This window comes from Geoanaerobacter pelophilus, from assembly GCF_018476885.1.
In the GTDB taxonomy this organism is placed as follows: domain Bacteria; phylum Desulfobacterota; class Desulfuromonadia; order Geobacterales; family DSM-12255; genus Geoanaerobacter; species Geoanaerobacter pelophilus.
In genome coordinates, this window is sequence record NZ_JAHCVJ010000003.1 from 65,412 (window position 1) to 81,679 (window position 16,268).

Below are 16,268 nucleotides of genomic sequence, written 5' to 3' on the forward strand. Positions count from 1 at the left end.
ACGCAGACAAAGATGACCAGCATGACCGCAGCAATGAATAACCAGTCAGATGTGGTTAAACCTAACATAATCACCTCTTCAACCGGCAAGGGCGGCTAGCGCCTTGCGGGCATCGGCATATCCGGGATCACGCTTCAACGCTTCCTCAAAGCATTCCGCGGCATTTTTCGGCATTGCCAGATTCTGATAGCATAGCCCCAAGTGATGCCAAACCTCAGGCATCGGAAAATCCTCGATAAACACCAAATCATCCAGTACATCGGTTAGAATTGCGGCACACTCCTCATAGTCACCTGACTGGAAACTTTCAAAGGCAACCCCGATCGCCTCCAGATAATCGACCGGCGGAATCTTCGGCAGCTTTCCTTCAAGAATTCTTTGGCTTCTGAGCTGTAACCGCTCATTTTCAGCCTTTTCCAACACCGAATAGAGCCCTTCCCAGGACAAAGCAGCGGCTTGGTATCTCCCAAGCAGGTACTGCACTTCGGCAAGGTTCAGCCGGGGAAGGGCCTCAGTCGGAGCTTTATCTACAGCCATACTCAGGTATTTTTCAGCCCGATACAAATGCACGGTGCATTGCTGCAGGGATGACATCCTCAATCCCCTGTCCAGGCAGGCAGCACCAATCTCAGCGGCAAGAGTAGGGTTCCCGGGGTCAAGAAGTGCCATTATCTTCATGTAGTTGATCTTGCGATCAAGGTATAAGACATCGACATCCTTGTGATCGATCATCAGGATATGGCTTGCGAGTTCGGCGAGGAGATGCGGATAGGCATCCCGCAGCCAGGCGGCATAGACTGAATTCCACTGGCAGTCAGGGTTGGTACGAAGTGCGGTGTAAATCCCCCGGCCAACCATATCGTAATCAGGCTCAACTCCGCCAAGGGCCTTGAAATCGGCATTTTCAAGCGGAACCGGAACACCGTCAAAACTGACTGATGCTCGTCCGTCCCTCCCGTCAATCACAGCTCCCTGAGGAGGAAAGTACCAGGATATTCCGATAATGGGTGTCGGCTTGATCACTTATTAATCTCCCTCCAGCATACAGTAACCTAACAGGATGTTACGCTGCTTCCAGTAACACCGGGAATATGGATTTTCTGATCTGCGCAATGCTGCGTTCCAAGGCATCAAGCGCCTGAATCCTTACATCTTCTTCTGCCCAATGCATGGCATCGAGCAGCATCTTGTTGCCATACCCCAGAGAACTGATCAATCTCACGAATGAATCAGGTAATCGAGGAGACAGTTCGACGCTGTTCATTATCCCCCAGGCTATAGCCCAGGCCCTGGCAACGTTAAGGTTGTCATATCCTCCGCCGCCGACTGCGACCCAGGGAATGCGCAACGCCTTCAATTTCCTGAGGATGTAGGAGTAACTATGGGTGGTTATTTCCAAGTTTGTCAACGGATCAGTCCTGAAGGTATCGGCCCCCAGTTGGGTAACGATAACATCAGGATCAAAAGCGGCAATAAGTGGATAGGCCACCTCGTCAAAAGCTTTCATGAACAGGGCATCGTCGGTGTGGGCAAGGAGCGGAACATTAACCGCATAACCGGTGCCCTTCCCGGTGCCAATCTCGTTCTCAAAGCCGGTCCCGGGGAAGAAGTACACCCCGCTTTCATGGAGTGATATGGTAAGGACCCTGTTGTCCGAGAAAAAAGCCTCCTGAACACCGTCTCCGTGGTGAGCATCGATATCGAGGTAAACGACTCTTTTACCGCGCGCCAGAAGCGAGTTGATCGCAATGACTGAATCATTGAGATAGGAAAACCCCGACGCCTTTGATCGATGGGCATGGTGCCATCCTCCGGCAAGATTGAAAGCTATGTCATACCCCTCTTCGGCAACCAGCCTGGCAGCCTCAACAGTACCGGATGTTCCGAGGAGCGCCCAATCGTACAACCCTTCAAACACAGGATTTTCAACATCACCGAGACCGAATCTGAAATCAGCGCGGGGCTCGGAGGTGGCACTGAACTCCTTCAGTTTTTGCAAATATTCACTGGAGTGGAACCCAAGCAGTGCCTGGTCATCAATAAGTGGATAGTCTTGAAACAACCGTCCGATATGGTCGATAAGTCCATAAGCCCGCATTAGTTCGAAGGCGAACTGGTAACGCTGCACATGGAAAGGGTGCTCAGCGCCGAGGTTGAAATTTCCGAACCTAGAGGAATAGATCAGAGCTGTTTTGAGAGGCAATCCATCTCCCAGTCACTTGCTAAGGGATTGTTAATACAAGGGACTTTACATTGTTGGCCATTACCCGTCAACATATTTCCAACGGCATATTCAACAAAACCAACAATTCATCCACCCGAGGAAGAAATTTTTACAAGATGTTCTCCGAGACCTGTTTAACTCATTACAGCTCATGAAGAAATTTTCCTTGAATCATCCAAAATTGGTTGACGAGTCAAGTGTATACTGTATACTTACATGGATTTTGATTAATCGCATCAACCTTATACCACTTTAGAAAGGATTCAGAACAGATGAGAATTGCAATTAACGGATTTGGCAGAATCGGTCGTATGGTGTTTCGCGCAGCACTCAAGGAAAAAAACATTGAAGTCGTTGCAATCAACGACCTCACCGATGCTAAGACACTGGCCCATCTGCTTAAGTACGACTCGGTTCACGGAATTTTTGCTGCCAAAGTGGAAGTAAAGGATGATGCAATAGTAGTCAACGGCAAGGCGATCAAGATCTACAAAGAAAAAGACCCGGCTGCCCTCCCCTGGAAAAAAGAGAAGGTTGATGTTGTTCTCGAAGCGACCGGCCTCTTCACCGACCGGGCAAAAGCAGAGCTGCACCTGAAGGCAGGCGCCAAGAAAGTCGTGATCTCAGCACCAGCCACCAACGAAGATATTACCATCGTCATGGGCGTAAACAGCGACCTGTACGACCCGAAAAAGCACAATATCATCTCCAATGCTTCCTGCACCACCAACTGTCTTGCTCCGGTTGCCAAGGTTCTGCATGACACTTTCGGCATTGAAAAAGGCCTGGTAACCACAGTTCATTCCTACACCAACGATCAGAATATCCTTGACCTTCCCCACAAGGACCTCCGCCGGGCACGCGCAGCCGCAATGTCGATGATCCCGACCAAAACCGGAGCAGCAAAGGCTATCGCCCTGGTTATGCCTGACCTTAAAGGGAAGATGGACGGCATGGCAATCAGGGTTCCGACCCCGAACGTCTCGGTGGTTGACCTTGTAGTAACGCTCAAGAAAAAAACCGATGCCGACAAGGTCAATGCTGCCCTCAAAAAAGCCGCCAAAGGCCCACTGAAAGGCATTCTCGGCTTCGAAGAAGAAGAACTGGTCTCCATCGATTACAACGGCAATCCACTGTCTTCCATTGTTGACGCCGGCAGCACCAAGGTTATTGGCGACAACATGGTTAAAGTTCTCTCCTGGTACGACAACGAGTGCGGCTTCTCCCAGAGGGTCGTTGACCTCCTCAAACTGATCGACTCCAAGAAGTAATCATCAATATGCAATCCGAAAGAGGGGGATATCATCCCCCTCTTTTTTTCATCCGCAAACTTTTACAGGAGGTGAAGCATGCCAATCCGTTATATTGACCAGTTGAAAGACCTTAAAGGGAAGAAGGTATTCATCCGAGTAGACTTCAACGTTCCCCAGGATGACAAGGGCAACATCACCGAAGACTCCCGGATTGTCGGCGCCGTGCCGACCATCAAGTACGCCCTCGAACAGGGCGCTAAAGTGGTCCTGGCATCCCACCTGGGGCGGCCCAAGGGGGAGAAGAAGCCGAAATATACCATGGCTCCGGCATCGAAGCGCCTCTCCCAGCTGATCGGTAAGAAAGTAATCCAGGCCCCTGACTGTTTCGGCCCCGAGGTGGACAAACTGGTGGATGCCCTGAAGCCGGGCGAGTGCCTGATGTTGGAAAATGTCCGCTTCTATCCCGGCGAAGAGAAGAACGATGCCGAGTTCGCCAGGAAGTTGGCCAATGGCTGCGACATCTACGTCAATGACGCCTTTGCCGTCTCCCACCGGGCGCATGCATCGGTCGAGGCGATCACCAAGGTGATCCCGACCATTGCCGCAGGCTTCCTGATGCGTAACGAAATGACCTTCTTCGACAAGGCCATGACCAATCCGGTCCGGCCGCTGGTCGCCATACTCGGTGGCGCCAAGGTTTCGGGCAAGCTGGAAGTGCTGGAGAAGCTGGTCAACAAGGTGGACAAAATCGTCATCGGCGGTGGCATGGCCTTTACTTTCCTTAAAGCCATGGGGTATTCCGTGGGCAAGTCGCTGGTAGAGGACGAGCTGATCGTAACGGCGAAAAAGGTCATGGACAAGGCGAAAAAACGCGGCGTCACCTTCTATCTGCCGGTTGACTGCATTGTCGCCAATGCCTTTGATGCCAAGGCCACCAACTTCGTCACAACTGTACAGGAAATTCCCGAGGGGTGGATGGCGCTCGATATCGGACCAGCCTCGGCAACCCTGTTCGCCGAGACCCTGCGTGACGCCAAGACCGTGATCTGGAACGGCCCCATGGGAGTATTCGAGATGGACGCCTTTGCCCGCGGTACTTTTGCCGTGGCTGAGGCAGTCGGTAACTGTTTCGCCACCACCGTTATCGGCGGCGGCGACACCGATGCGGCGGTCAACAAGGCCGGCGTGGCCGACAAGGTAAGCTACATCTCCACCGGTGGCGGTGCCTTCCTGGAACTGCTTGAAGGCAAGACCCTGCCCGGGGTGAAAGCGCTCGACGTTAAATCAAAATAACTGGCTTCGCCAAAAAACCATCTGCGGCGTTACGCTCAATCATCGTCACTGCGACGTAGCCTTTGGCTACGAATCATTCCTCTGATTTCGCAAGCCTTGCAGCTGGAGCTTTTTGCTGTGCCATATCACATTCTAGGAGTAGCTCTATGCGGACACCTGTTATTGCGGGGAACTGGAAACTCTTCAAAACTGCCGACGAGGCAGCAACGCTTGTCAGCGGCCTTATCCCGCTGGTAAAGGATACAACCGGTGTGGAAATTGTCATTGCACCGGTATTCACAGTTCTGGACCGCGTATCTAAACTTACCGCAGGAACACCGGTAAAGCTATCGGCCCAGGATTGTTTCTGGGAAGAGGAAGGCGCCTTCACCGGCGAAATTTCCCCGAAGATGCTCCGTGACGCCGGTTGCAGCCATGTCATCATCGGCCACTCCGAGCGGCGCCAGTATTTTGGTGAAACCGACGAGACCGTCAATAAAAAGACCAAGGCAGCTATTGCCGCCGGGCTAACAGCAATTGTCTGTGTTGGCGAAACCCTCAAGGAGCGCGAGGACGGCATCATGAACGATGTCCTCAAGCGTCAGGTCACAAAAGGACTGGAAGGATTGAGTTCATTTCAAGCTATCATTGTCGCCTACGAGCCGGTCTGGGCGATCGGCACCGGCAAAACAGCCAGCGATGAACAGGCCCAGGATGCCCATAAATATATCCGCCAGGTGATTAAGGAGACCTTTGGCAGTGCTCCTGCCGAATCTACGCGGATTCTCTACGGTGGCAGCGTCAAGCCTGAAAACGTAAAAGGGCTGATGACGCAGCCGGACATCGACGGTGCCCTGGTCGGCGGAGCCAGCCTCAAGGCCGATTCATTCGGCGCAATAGTCAATTTTGGCAAATAAGTAGCTTTTCTTTTTTAAAGGAATCTGATATAGATATCCAGTTTTCACAACTGGAGGCTTTTTACATGACTTATGTACTCGTATTTTTACATGTTCTCGTTTGTATTGCTCTCATAGCAATTGTCCTTCTTCAATCGGGCAAAGGTGCTGAAATGGGCGCATCTTTCGGCGCCAGCGGCAGCCAGTCAGTATTCGGCGCCGGCGGCGGCAACACCTTCATGAGCAAACTGACAACCGGTGCAGCCATCATCTTCATGCTGACATCCCTTACGCTGGCCTACCGCTCGGGTCACACCGGCAGTTCGTCCGTAATGTCCGGCAAGGCCGCGCAAAAGGCCGCGCCAGCCCAGAAGCCAGCACCAATGGGCGGTATGCAGTCTCCTGCAGCTCCCCAGCCGCAGACAGCACCGCCCGCAATGCCGGCAGCTCCGGCACCGAATAAATAATTTTCTGATTTTACTATTGACAGCACATCGCTGGAAATGGTAGATAGAAGACCCTGCACGGCAGTTAAGAAGTTGCAGATCCTTTGACAATCAGGTTTGCGGTGGTGGCGGAATTGGTAGACGCACCAGCTTGAGGGGCTGGCGGGAGCAATCTCGTGATGGTTCGAGTCCATTCCACCGCACCATTAAAGAGTCCGGCCTTGACCGGGCGAAGCTAAAAGCCTTGAGAAATCAAGGCTTTTTCTTTTTTGACTTGTCTAATGCAGTCCGATAAAGTACGCTTACATCTATAATTTTGACGGTATTTCCGACGGTATTCTTAAAAAACCGTCAAAATCGACATGGAAAATACCGTCAAAAAATGGAGGTGGGCAATGCCAAAGCGGATCATCCCCCTTACTGACATGCAGGTACAGAAAGTCAAGCCGAACGCTAAAGAGATCAAACTTGGCGACGGCGACGGACTATATCTTTTGGTTTCCCCCTCCGGCGGCAAGCTCTGGCGTTTCGATTACCGGTATCTTGACCGGCGGAAAACCCTTTCAATTGGTCCTTACCCTGCAATCTCCCTTGCCAAAGCTCGACAGCTTCGTGACGATGCACGGCGGCTGCTCCTGGACGGCACCGACCCAGGCACAGTTCACAGCAAACGCGCCAAAGCAGAAAAACTGAAAGAATCCCATGCTGCAGAACAGCGGCAAGCCGATTATGCCGCCAACACATTCGAGAAGGTAGCAAGGGAGTGGCACAGCAGCAGGGTAAGCGAATGGTCTGCAACCCACGCCGACCGGCTTATGCGACAGCTTGAACGCGACGTATTCCCGGAGATCGGCAGCAGACATATTGCTGAAGTGACATTTACGGATATTGTCGCCTTGCTCCGTAAGGTATCCATCCGCACCCTTGAAACCGCCCACCGGCTGAAGATTGCTTTCCACGGTACATTCCGCTATGCCATGATGCACGGACTTATCACCCACAACCCGGCAACCGACTTCCGGGAGGTCTTGCCGACTGTCAAACCGAAGCACATGGCGGCACCCACCGACCCGAAGAAAGCGGCGGAACTGCTCCGGGCCATTGATTCCTTTTCTGGTTCCTTCATAGTCAAGTGCGCCATGCAGCTTGCCCCCCTGCTCTTCTGTCGGCCCGGTGAACTGCGGCACGCTGAATGGTCAGAAATCGACCTTGAGCGGGCACTGTGGAGCATCCCGGCAGAAAAGATGAAGCTGAAGAAACCCCATCTTGTGCCGCTGTCAAACCAGGCTATCGTCATATTCAAAGCACTGCAAACGCTCACAGGATCAGGGCGCTATGTATTCCCCTGCCACCGTTCACCGCTCCGTTGCATGAGCGAAAACAGCGTCAATGCCGGATTGCGTCGGCTTGGATTCGAGAAAGAAGAGATCACCGGCCACGGTTTCCGGGCAATGGCAAGAACCATGCTGCATGAAATTTTGCAGTTTCAGCCTGATGTTATTGAGGCGCAACTTGCCCACGCCGTACCGGATCGGCTCGGCAATGCCTACAACCGAACGCAGTTTATCAAGGAACGAACCGCCATGATGCAGACGTGGGCAGATTATCTTGATGGACTGAAGACCGGGGCGAAGGTGATACCATTGAAGAAGGCAAACTAACAAGGGGGGATATTATGTTAAGCGAAAAAATAAGCAGAGAGTTAAGCGAGATTGGTATTGACCTTAAAAACCCGATATTTTTTGACATTTTATCAAGCGACGAAGGAGAAGTATTAAAGGCCTGTAAAGTAATAATCCGGAATCGGGTGGAATATTCGACTGAACATGAATTCAATGAGTGGGTAAAAAAGATCCCTGATTTAGTCATATATAATTGATTTGCATAACCCACTTTCCCAGAGCTAGCGCGGCCACGCGAAAAGCCGGACCCTTCCTGGCCTGCTCTGGGAGTATTGCAGAAGGGTCATCACCGCACGAAGGGGGCGGCTATGCCATTACCTGAACGAACCCTCTACAACGTCGATCAACTCGCTGAACGCTGGAAACGCAAATCTGATGACGTTTTGCACATGGTTGAACGCGGGCTGTTGCGCCCCCATTTCAGCATATCGGCACATTGCAGACATGAACGGTGGGATGAAGCAAAATCTCGATGGTATCCAGTTGATACGTTTGGCAGAGAAACCGATTTCTTATGCAACAAGGGGCTTGATTTTAACGACCCCTTATTTCAAGGTCGGCGTTGTTGCATCATGGGATACAAAGGCATTTTCCCGCTTTTGGTTTCAGCATGGTTTCCCCACAGATGGCCGTTTGAAGTTCCCTTGCGAAACGACTGGCAAGGCGATTTGAAAGACAATTGGTTATATATTAAAACATTCGATGACCGGATAGCGCTTCTTGAATCACATACTGTCACACCGGCTGATTTTCTTTTCCCCCTGGCTGAAATCAAACGATTCGAGTCAGAACAATTCAGAGATAACGAAAAACCGAAGGACTATGTAGTTCGGCGACGTGAAGAGGGGGCAACCGACCAAAAGATAGCACGTGAATTGTTCTCAAATGGGATTTCAAAGGAAATGATTGGCCGGATTTTCAGGCCTGAACCTGAATCAACATGTAAATCAACCTACACGAAACGAGGTGAAAAAATATTAGGCATCAAGTAGTTACACGTTTTCAGTAACTTTTCAGTTGACGTTCAACTAGTTGAATACAGGCAAAAGACATTCCTAGTAGTCCATATTAATACAGGGAGGTCTTTTGCTATGCAAAAACAGAAACAGCACCAACCCACCGAAGCACCACCCAGCCCGTCACCGCCTGCCACTGTCAACCCGAAATCACTGTTGCGCCTGCCGCAAGTCCTCGAGCTAATCCCGGTTTCTCGCTCGGCCTGGTGGGCTGGCGTCAAGTCCGGCCTGTACCCCGCGCCGGTGAAGCTGTCTGCAAATGTCACATGCTGGCGGGCATCAGACATTCTGGAGATCACTGAAGGGTCGCGCCATGAATGACGATCCCTACCACGCCATAAGCGCGGCCTGCAGTGAGATCGGCACGGCCCCGCCGGACTATCCGCTGTTAATCGACAGCAGAGTACATCGCTACCACGACACCATGAACGACCGGCTCAGGCAGAAAAACGGCTGGTATGTCGCCTACAACAACCCGGACGGCACCACTGGCGGCACTGTCGGCAGTCACAAGCTGCAAACGTCCCGCAACTGGTGTACCACTATCACCCGTGCCTTTACCCTTGCTGAAAAGGCCGAATTTGCCCTCAAGCAGGCAGCGGCGAGGGCACAGGCAGAAAACAACCGTTTGCAGCGAGAAACAGCGACAGCGTCAAAAGCGGCCAGCTTGTGGATACGATCTCATCCGGCCGATCCTGCACACCCCTACATCATCCGCAAAGGGATACACCCCCACCGCGCCCGGCAGACGGGCGGCTCGCTGGTCCTGGATTACCGGGACAGCGGCGGCACCATTACCACCCTGCAATTCATCGACGGGGACGGCGGCAAGCGTTTCCTGTCAAACGGCAGGGTAGCCGGATCGTCGCATCGCTTCGGCCCGAAAATTACCGACTGTATTATCCTGGCTGAAGGTTTCGCCACCGGCGCAACTCTTCATGAAGCGACCGGGCACCCGGTCTGCGTCTGCGGATCAGCGGGCAATATCGCCCCTGTTGCTATCGGCATCCGTGAAAAATTCCCGGCAATCTCGATCATCATTGCCGGTGACGCGGACCCGGTAGGCAGCAAAGCCGCGAACACTGCGGCGGAGTTGGTGGGGGGAGTTGTTTGTCTGCCGGATTTCGACGGAGAAAGGGGCACCAATGGCGACTGATACCGACCACAACGACCTTGCAAAGAAACGCGGCCTGAAGGCGGTCAAGAAGTCCGTTGACAGCGCCGTTGATGCGGCGAAGGGAGTTATGTTCGGCGCGTTCCTTATTATGGCCGGCGGCGTATTCTGGCGCAAACCAAAAGGGGAAGAGGCAGAAGATATTTTCTTCAGCTCTTTCCTGAAACCGCTTGCTGTATGCCGGGACTCCAAAGCGCTGAACGCGTCAATCCTGTTCGAGATGAAGAACCTTGACGGCCACCCCGTGCAATTCCTGTTGCGGATTGAAGATACACAGGCAGGGGGCGGCGAACTGGCGCGTATTGCCTTTGTCCAGCGGGGCGGCTACTTCGGCGCGGGCATCCGAGCCCGGCAGCTCTTCGCAGATTTCATTAACAGCATCCTGAAGCACTCCCGCAACCTGCCAAGGATCACCCTGGCCGATCGTACCGGCTGGCTGAAATCCGGCGGAAAGTGGTGCTTTGTCTTGCCTGATTCGACCATAGGCCCGTCACCAGAAAAGGTAATGCTGCAACAGGGAATCAGCAGCGAGGCACCGGGCTATGAACAGTCCGGCACCCTGGCGGACTGGAACCGGGAGGTGGGGCGGCTCTGTATCGGCAACAGCCGCTTGATCTTGGCTGCCTGTTGCGCCCTTGCTGGTCCCCTGCTGGCTATCCTGAACCGTGAAGGGGGCGGGCTGCATATCGTCGGCACATCATCGGAAGGCAAGACAACCGCCTTGATTCTGGCGGCGTCGGTCATCGGCGGGCGGGAGGCGGTCAAGACTCTGGACGCCACGAAAACCGCCCTTGAAGCGGCGGCGGCACTCTCCAATGATAGCACCCTGTTTCTTGATGAACTCGGATCCGGCGCGCCGGATGCGATCGCGTCGATGGTCTATGCCCTGGTTTCCGGAGTCGGCAGAGGGCGCGGCGACCAGCGCGGCGACCTCCGGGAGCGGCGAAGCTGGCGGGTTATGTTTATCACCACCGGCGAAATCGACCTTGAGACCATGATGCGGGGTATTGGCAAGCGGGCGGCCTCTGGTCAACAGTTGCGGCTTGCCAACATTCCTGCATCACATGAGAACAGCCACGGCATCTTTGAAGATTTGCACGGATTTACCGACGGCGCGGCACTATCGGATCATATCCGGCAGGCAGCGGCACAACATCACGGCTCAGTATTCCGGGCGTTTCTGAAAAAGTTGACTGATGACTTGAACCGTGACGAAGAAACACTGCGGAAACTCTTGAATAGCATGGTCAAGAAATTTGTGGCGCACGTGGCACCTGCTGGCAGTGACGGGCAAGTGGTACGGGTGGCGTCCCGTTTCGCCCTGCTGGCGGCGGCGGGAGAGTATGCCGCACACTGCGGCGTGTTGTCATGGCCCGAAGGTGAAGCACAGCGCGGCGTCCGCGCCTGTTTCGAGGCATGGCTACAGCGCCGGGGCGGTCATGGTCCGCTTGAGGTCAAGACCCTTCTGGAGCAGTTCGAGGGCTGGCTACAGGCGAACGGAGAAGCGCGGTTTACTCCCATGGATGGCGACGTGAAAGGATCGGCGCGCCCCATTATCAACCGCGCCGGATTCCGCCGAGAGGTTGCCGACGTAACCGGATCATCGGCGACGGAGTATTTCATTTTCACGACAGCATTCCGGGAAGCAGTGCAGGGGCATGATCCTCGGTGGGCGGCGCGGATACTGGCTGAACATGGCCTGTTGGCAAAGGTTCATAACGGCGAACTTTACCGACAGAAGAAACTTCCGGGCATAGGGAATCAGCGCGTTTACCATGTCCCGGCCCGGATCGGAGACGGCGCCGACCCTGCGGAAAGTTTTCAATAGTTAACCGCTAAAACCATAATTGGTTGGTTCCAATGGAAGCAATAATAAATCAATCACAGGGAGGAACGGACAAATGGCTTTACCTAGAGGACCACTAAGCGAAACCGTAGAGGCGGCATCAGGGGGTAAACAAACCGTACTTTACACTGCTAAAGGGCAACCGAGTTATTTTAACAAGATTCAGGCATTTAACTGTGAAGATGTTGGAACAGGGTTCGGAACCGGCAAGCACCCGGCATTTATTGTTAATGGCGTCGAGAAGAGTGAAATATATATCGGGACATATCAGGCAACCATCCAAAATGGGGAAGCAGTTTCATTGCCGAACCAAGACCCGGCTCACGATATTACTTACCCTGATGCACGAGCCGCTTGTTCAGCAGCCGGTGCAGGTTTCCACTTAATGACGAATTGGGAGTGGGCGTCTATTGGCTTGTGGCGGTTGATGAACAATTTAGATCCGCTCATGGGGAACAACGCGCAAGGTGAAGCGAGGTTTACGACCCACGATGGTATCCATATAACAGCAACGCTCGGGCCTCTTTGCGCGGAACGAGGGAGAGTATTAACCGGCGGCGGTCTGAGGCATGATAACACCGCTTACGGTATTGCTGACCTTGTAGGGAACGTCTGGGAATGGGTTGACGGTCTTTACATCTTAGGTGGTGCTATACACATGCCTTCTGATAATAATTACTCTCTTGCAGCAACTGCCTTACCAGATACTGGCGCGAAATTCGATTTAATTGAAGCGCCGCCGGGTAGTAGCCGACTTTTTGGGATTTTTCAGATATCAGACACTCAAACATGCATTAGAAGTGGGGTAGTAACCGGGCGTGGATGGATACAGGAAAGTTTCGGGTTGATTGAGGTTAAAGATGGATATACTCCACCGATAGCACTTAAACAAGCATTACTTCAACCAGTTGGAAGTCAGGCAGAATACGGTGATTTCATCATTGACAACTATGGAGGATACCCCGGCAGCCCTGTAAGAGGCGGGAGTAATATCAGTGGTAATGCCGCTGGGCTTGCTGCTTTGTATACCCTTTTAGCTTGTGATTCTGGCAACCTTATTGGCTTCAGGCCCGCATTCATAGAATAACGGGATCAACCTTGCGGAAATTTTTCAATAGTTGTGATTCGGAAACGTTACCAATGTTACCACGTTACCGCACCGGTAACATGCTGATAGCGTGGAGTAAAATCGGTAACGACAAATAACGCCACCCGGTAACGGTAACGGATACACCCGTTACCGTTACCGGCATCACAAAAGGGACGTTACCGGTAATTTAGCCGTAACATCAGCCATATACCGCCATTGGTAACGGGTAACAGAAGTAACACGTCAAAAACAACACCTATACAAAAAAGGAGAAAATCCCATGATAGCGAAATACATCGCCGGTAAGGGCAACCGCTCTGTTTTGGATTACAACGACCCGTGCCCGTTTCATCCGGAAAACGGATTTGAAGAGGCGTTTCTGTTCTACCTGCACAAGATAAGCAGCGCTCTTGAAGATACCGAAGCGGCAATCAGCGGGGAGCTTGACAACTGTGTTGAAATAAGGCTGATGACCCTTGAAGAAACTTTGACCGCGAAACTTGACGCAGTTATCGAGGAGCTGCGGCAGTTACGCCCGCTTCCGGATCATAGCGACACCACCGCATCAACCGATCGTCGGGATTGACCTGTAAGCGGAGATTATGGCTGACCACATACCAAGACAAGGGGGGCATGGAGTTAAAGCGACTCTGTGCCCCCCTTGTGCTGTTCATCTCCCCCCAGGGACAACAGGTAGCACATACCGACCGCAGCGCGCCCCTGTTTCCTCCCCTCTTCTGGTTTCATCACCGCACCCCGCACCCCTTCACAGGGGAGTACACCCGCCGAGAAATCCCCCACGAACTACAATTCTTAATCTATAATGTTACTCGAACGTCAATAAGTCACGGGTCCTTCCCGGGGCAATCTTCCGTACGGGCAGCATAGCGCGCAATATCCGCCCCTATTTGAATTTTTGATTTACTGCGGAAAAATGAAAAAAACAGGTGGTAATAACACATGTGTCGGTTTTGATGGTAGCTTGTTAGTTTTACGGTATTTAATACGGTACATTGATCTTAGTTGGCTAATTTATTTAATAATATTAAATATTTTCGAGTCCATTACACGCACCATTAAAAGAGAAAGGGTTACGAGTCACATCGTAACCCTTTCTCTTTTTTCTATCTCACCCCAAAGACTTTGAATAAAACTTTCTCCCCCCACATCCTCCGTGCTTTAACAGTACCAGAACCCTGCAGATCAGCGATGTGATCACGCAGTCTGCATCAAGGTCAATCTAAAGAGCGTTCCACCCTCTTCCGATGTCGTAAAATCTACAATACCGCCAAGCACTTTTTCCCCGAAAAATTTCATTGAATAGGTGCCGAGTCCATGACCAAGTCCCTCCTTGGTGGTGAAGTTCCGTTTGAAGATCCTGAGGGCATGTTCTTCCGGGATATGCTTGCTGTTCCAGACCGCGAATGTAACGGAGTTGCCACCCAGTTCGGTAAAAACCTTTACTTCACCACCCGGCTCAGTGGCTTCGAGCGCATTTTTCACCATATTTACCAGGATGCGCCCCACAATTGCCGGATCAGTCAAAAACGATGTAGATTCTTCCGGTTTACTGATTGCCAGATTGATTGTTCGGCAGAGTTGGTGCCCCGAAAAAGTCTCTTGCAGGTCATCAAGAATGCTGTTCACTGAAACTGTGCTGTAAAGTGGCTGGTAGGTGTGGGACATGGAACTGGACAGCGTCTGCTGCATTGAGAATTCCTGGACGGTTCGCTGAATGAGTTTCTGGATCTCTCCGAAACGATCGGCATCCCACACGCCTTTATGATGGAAAAGATCGCTTTTCCCCAATAAACCGGTCATCAGGTTATTAATGTCGTGAAAAAAAGCACTTTCAAGGTTTGCCCGTTGCTGTTGAATGCTGATGTCATGCAGGAACATGAGAATGTACTTCTTGCCTCCCATTCGTATCGGACAACACCGCACCTGGAAATATAGGTCAACCTCCTTGTTGTCCCTCTCGACCATTACTGAACATGCTCCTTCCTGAGGCTGTTCAGTGGAGAGGGCAGCCATGATTGATATCACTGCTCCGCAGGTAGCACAATAAGGGGAAGTACCGCAACCATCAGGCATCTCGCAAGCGTGGACACAACGGACATATTCACCTGGACGAAGCCCCAATACCTCTGGGGCATCTTCGATACCCATCAATTTAAGGAAAGATTCGTTAAGGGCAATAATCTGGCGATGCTCATTGAGGACTGCAAACAGGCCATTGGCAACGGACATCAGTCCGTCAACCAAGGGATTGTGGGAAACTGTCGTTACATCGGATTCCAGTTCCTCGACCGATGCGCGTTCCGGTGGGGCAAAATGGGTACGCTTCACCACTGTGCTATATTTATTGAATGTCATTACATTAAATCCCCTGCTTAATTGTATTATCGGGATTTAACAATAACAGATGGTTACAGTTGGGCAAGCAAATTCCTTAGTTATCTATTATTTTTAACTGCCAACTGTTTGCTCTATTTCCCGGCAAGCAGCAGATTGGCCTTGTTGAAAGCAGTCTCCATGTCAGGAAGATGGCTCAATTCAGGAACCACCTGGATGTAACGGACGATCCCCTCCGTATCCACGAGAATCACAGCCCGAGCGAGAAACAGACTCTCTTCCTGCAACAGACCGAGTGAACGGCCAAACGAACCATCTCTATAATCTGAAAGAAAGGTGATCCCTGAAAGTTTAGATTCCTCGACAACTTGAATCAGCTGTTAATCTCCTATTTGCTATCAGGCTTATGGTGACAGCGCGTGCAGTTATCCTTGATCATGAAGGCTTTCTTGCCATCATGGCATCTTCCACAATACTTGCCGGCATACAGCTCATTCATGGTTATCTTGACAGTCCCCTTCTTCATCTTGGGGAAAACCTCCGGATTATGACAGTCTGAGCAGGTTAACCCGGCATTCTTGTGTACTGTGCCATCGAAGAGAACTGTTCCCATTGGACTATTATTGAATTCCAGTGTCTTGCCTGAGCCAACAGCAAGAGCATTGCTACCCGCCGCAACCATCATCATCAAACTTAATGTTCCGATCCGTTTATTCATGATAATGCCTCCTTGAGAAGTTCTGTTTTTTCTGAATTTATTTATCCGCATCTTGCAGTGATGACTTGCTTGGTGTTAGCTCATCTGCCTTAACCTCCGTTGTGAACCATACGCAGTTTTCATACCAGAGAAACAAGGATAAAATATTAAACAATATCGAATATTTATTAAGTACTACTCCACCATTCGACGACAATTTAACTGCAATAATTATTGCAAAGGAAAGCAGGAGGTGTGATCAACTCACATAGCCAGACTGAAGCAGTTAGAATGGCTACATTGTTTACGTGCGAGGC

General features: G+C 51.6%; 17 protein-coding genes and 1 tRNA gene. 13 read left to right on the forward strand and 5 right to left on the reverse strand.

Features of this window, described 5'->3' with window-relative positions; genetic code table 11:
• Positions 1-78 precede the first annotated feature (78 nt).
• Positions 79-1,023: a tetratricopeptide repeat protein gene (locus tag KI809_RS20860; protein ID WP_214171115.1), complete on the reverse strand. Its 945-nt coding sequence runs from the start codon at positions 1,021-1,023 to the stop codon at positions 79-81.
• 40 nt (positions 1,024-1,063) lie between these two features.
• On the reverse strand, positions 1,064-2,203 hold the full coding sequence (locus KI809_RS08455) for an acetoin utilization protein AcuC (protein WP_214171116.1): 1,140 nt from the start codon (positions 2,201-2,203) through the stop codon (positions 1,064-1,066).
• Positions 2,204-2,496: 293 nt separating this feature from the next.
• Here KI809_RS08455 and gap point away from each other — a divergent pair, with 293 nt between their 5' ends.
• The 13 genes from gap to KI809_RS08520 all read left to right on the forward strand — a co-directional run bounded on the left by gap (position 2,497) and on the right by KI809_RS08520 (position 13,485).
• On the forward strand, positions 2,497-3,495 hold the full coding sequence (gene gap / locus KI809_RS08460; RefSeq protein ID WP_214171117.1) for a type I glyceraldehyde-3-phosphate dehydrogenase: 999 nt from the start codon (positions 2,497-2,499) through the stop codon (positions 3,493-3,495).
• Positions 3,496-3,573: 78 nt separating this feature from the next.
• Positions 3,574-4,770, forward strand: coding sequence for a phosphoglycerate kinase (locus tag KI809_RS08465; protein ID WP_214171118.1), 1,197 nt, complete (start codon positions 3,574-3,576; stop codon positions 4,768-4,770).
• A gap of 146 nt (positions 4,771-4,916) precedes the next feature.
• Complete coding sequence (gene tpiA, locus KI809_RS08470) at positions 4,917-5,666, forward strand: triose-phosphate isomerase (RefSeq protein ID WP_214171119.1); 750 nt, start codon at positions 4,917-4,919, stop codon at positions 5,664-5,666.
• Between the two features lie 65 nt (positions 5,667-5,731).
• On the forward strand, positions 5,732-6,112 hold the full coding sequence (secG, locus tag KI809_RS08475) for a preprotein translocase subunit SecG (protein ID WP_214171120.1): 381 nt from the start codon (positions 5,732-5,734) through the stop codon (positions 6,110-6,112).
• Between the two features lie 98 nt (positions 6,113-6,210).
• Positions 6,211-6,297, forward strand: a tRNA-Leu gene (locus KI809_RS08480).
• A gap of 189 nt (positions 6,298-6,486) precedes the next feature.
• The gene (locus tag KI809_RS08485) at positions 6,487-7,752 is read left to right on the forward strand and encodes a tyrosine-type recombinase/integrase (RefSeq protein WP_214171121.1); all 1,266 of its coding nucleotides are present in this window, start codon (positions 6,487-6,489) and stop codon (positions 7,750-7,752) included.
• Between the two features lie 14 nt (positions 7,753-7,766).
• Positions 7,767-7,970: a PH domain-containing protein gene (locus KI809_RS08490; RefSeq protein WP_214171122.1), complete on the forward strand. Its 204-nt coding sequence runs from the start codon at positions 7,767-7,769 to the stop codon at positions 7,968-7,970.
• Between the two features lie 111 nt (positions 7,971-8,081).
• On the forward strand, positions 8,082-8,765 hold the full coding sequence (locus tag KI809_RS08495) for a hypothetical protein (RefSeq protein ID WP_214171123.1): 684 nt from the start codon (positions 8,082-8,084) through the stop codon (positions 8,763-8,765).
• A 99-nt stretch (positions 8,766-8,864) separates the two neighbouring features.
• On the forward strand, positions 8,865-9,110 hold the full coding sequence (locus KI809_RS08500) for a helix-turn-helix transcriptional regulator (protein WP_214171124.1): 246 nt from the start codon (positions 8,865-8,867) through the stop codon (positions 9,108-9,110).
• Positions 9,103-9,945, forward strand: a complete 843-nt coding sequence (locus KI809_RS08505; protein ID WP_214171125.1) for a toprim domain-containing protein — start codon at positions 9,103-9,105, stop codon at positions 9,943-9,945. The genes KI809_RS08500 and KI809_RS08505 overlap by 8 nt, the downstream gene beginning before the upstream one ends.
• A complete protein-coding gene (locus tag KI809_RS08510) occupies positions 9,935-11,791 on the forward strand; it encodes a DUF927 domain-containing protein (protein WP_214171126.1) in 1,857 nt (618 codons plus the stop codon). Before KI809_RS08505 ends, KI809_RS08510 begins: the two co-directional genes overlap by 11 nt.
• A gap of 73 nt (positions 11,792-11,864) precedes the next feature.
• Entirely contained in the window at positions 11,865-12,896 is a 1,032-nt protein-coding gene (locus tag KI809_RS08515; protein ID WP_214171127.1) for an SUMF1/EgtB/PvdO family nonheme iron enzyme, read from the forward strand.
• 283 nt (positions 12,897-13,179) lie between these two features.
• On the forward strand, positions 13,180-13,485 hold the full coding sequence (locus tag KI809_RS08520) for a hypothetical protein (RefSeq protein WP_214171128.1): 306 nt from the start codon (positions 13,180-13,182) through the stop codon (positions 13,483-13,485).
• 629 nt (positions 13,486-14,114) lie between these two features.
• Here the strand turns inward: KI809_RS08520 and KI809_RS08525 are convergent.
• From KI809_RS08525 to KI809_RS08535, 3 genes are all read right to left on the reverse strand, one after another.
• Positions 14,115-15,275, reverse strand: a complete 1,161-nt coding sequence (locus tag KI809_RS08525) for a PAS domain-containing sensor histidine kinase (protein WP_214171129.1) — start codon at positions 15,273-15,275, stop codon at positions 14,115-14,117.
• A 113-nt stretch (positions 15,276-15,388) separates the two neighbouring features.
• The gene (locus KI809_RS20700; RefSeq protein ID WP_214171487.1) at positions 15,389-15,631 is read right to left on the reverse strand and encodes a redoxin family protein; all 243 of its coding nucleotides are present in this window, start codon (positions 15,629-15,631) and stop codon (positions 15,389-15,391) included.
• Between the two features lie 11 nt (positions 15,632-15,642).
• The gene (locus KI809_RS08535; RefSeq protein WP_214171130.1) at positions 15,643-15,972 is read right to left on the reverse strand and encodes a cytochrome c3 family protein; all 330 of its coding nucleotides are present in this window, start codon (positions 15,970-15,972) and stop codon (positions 15,643-15,645) included.
• Positions 15,973-16,268 lie beyond the last annotated feature (296 nt).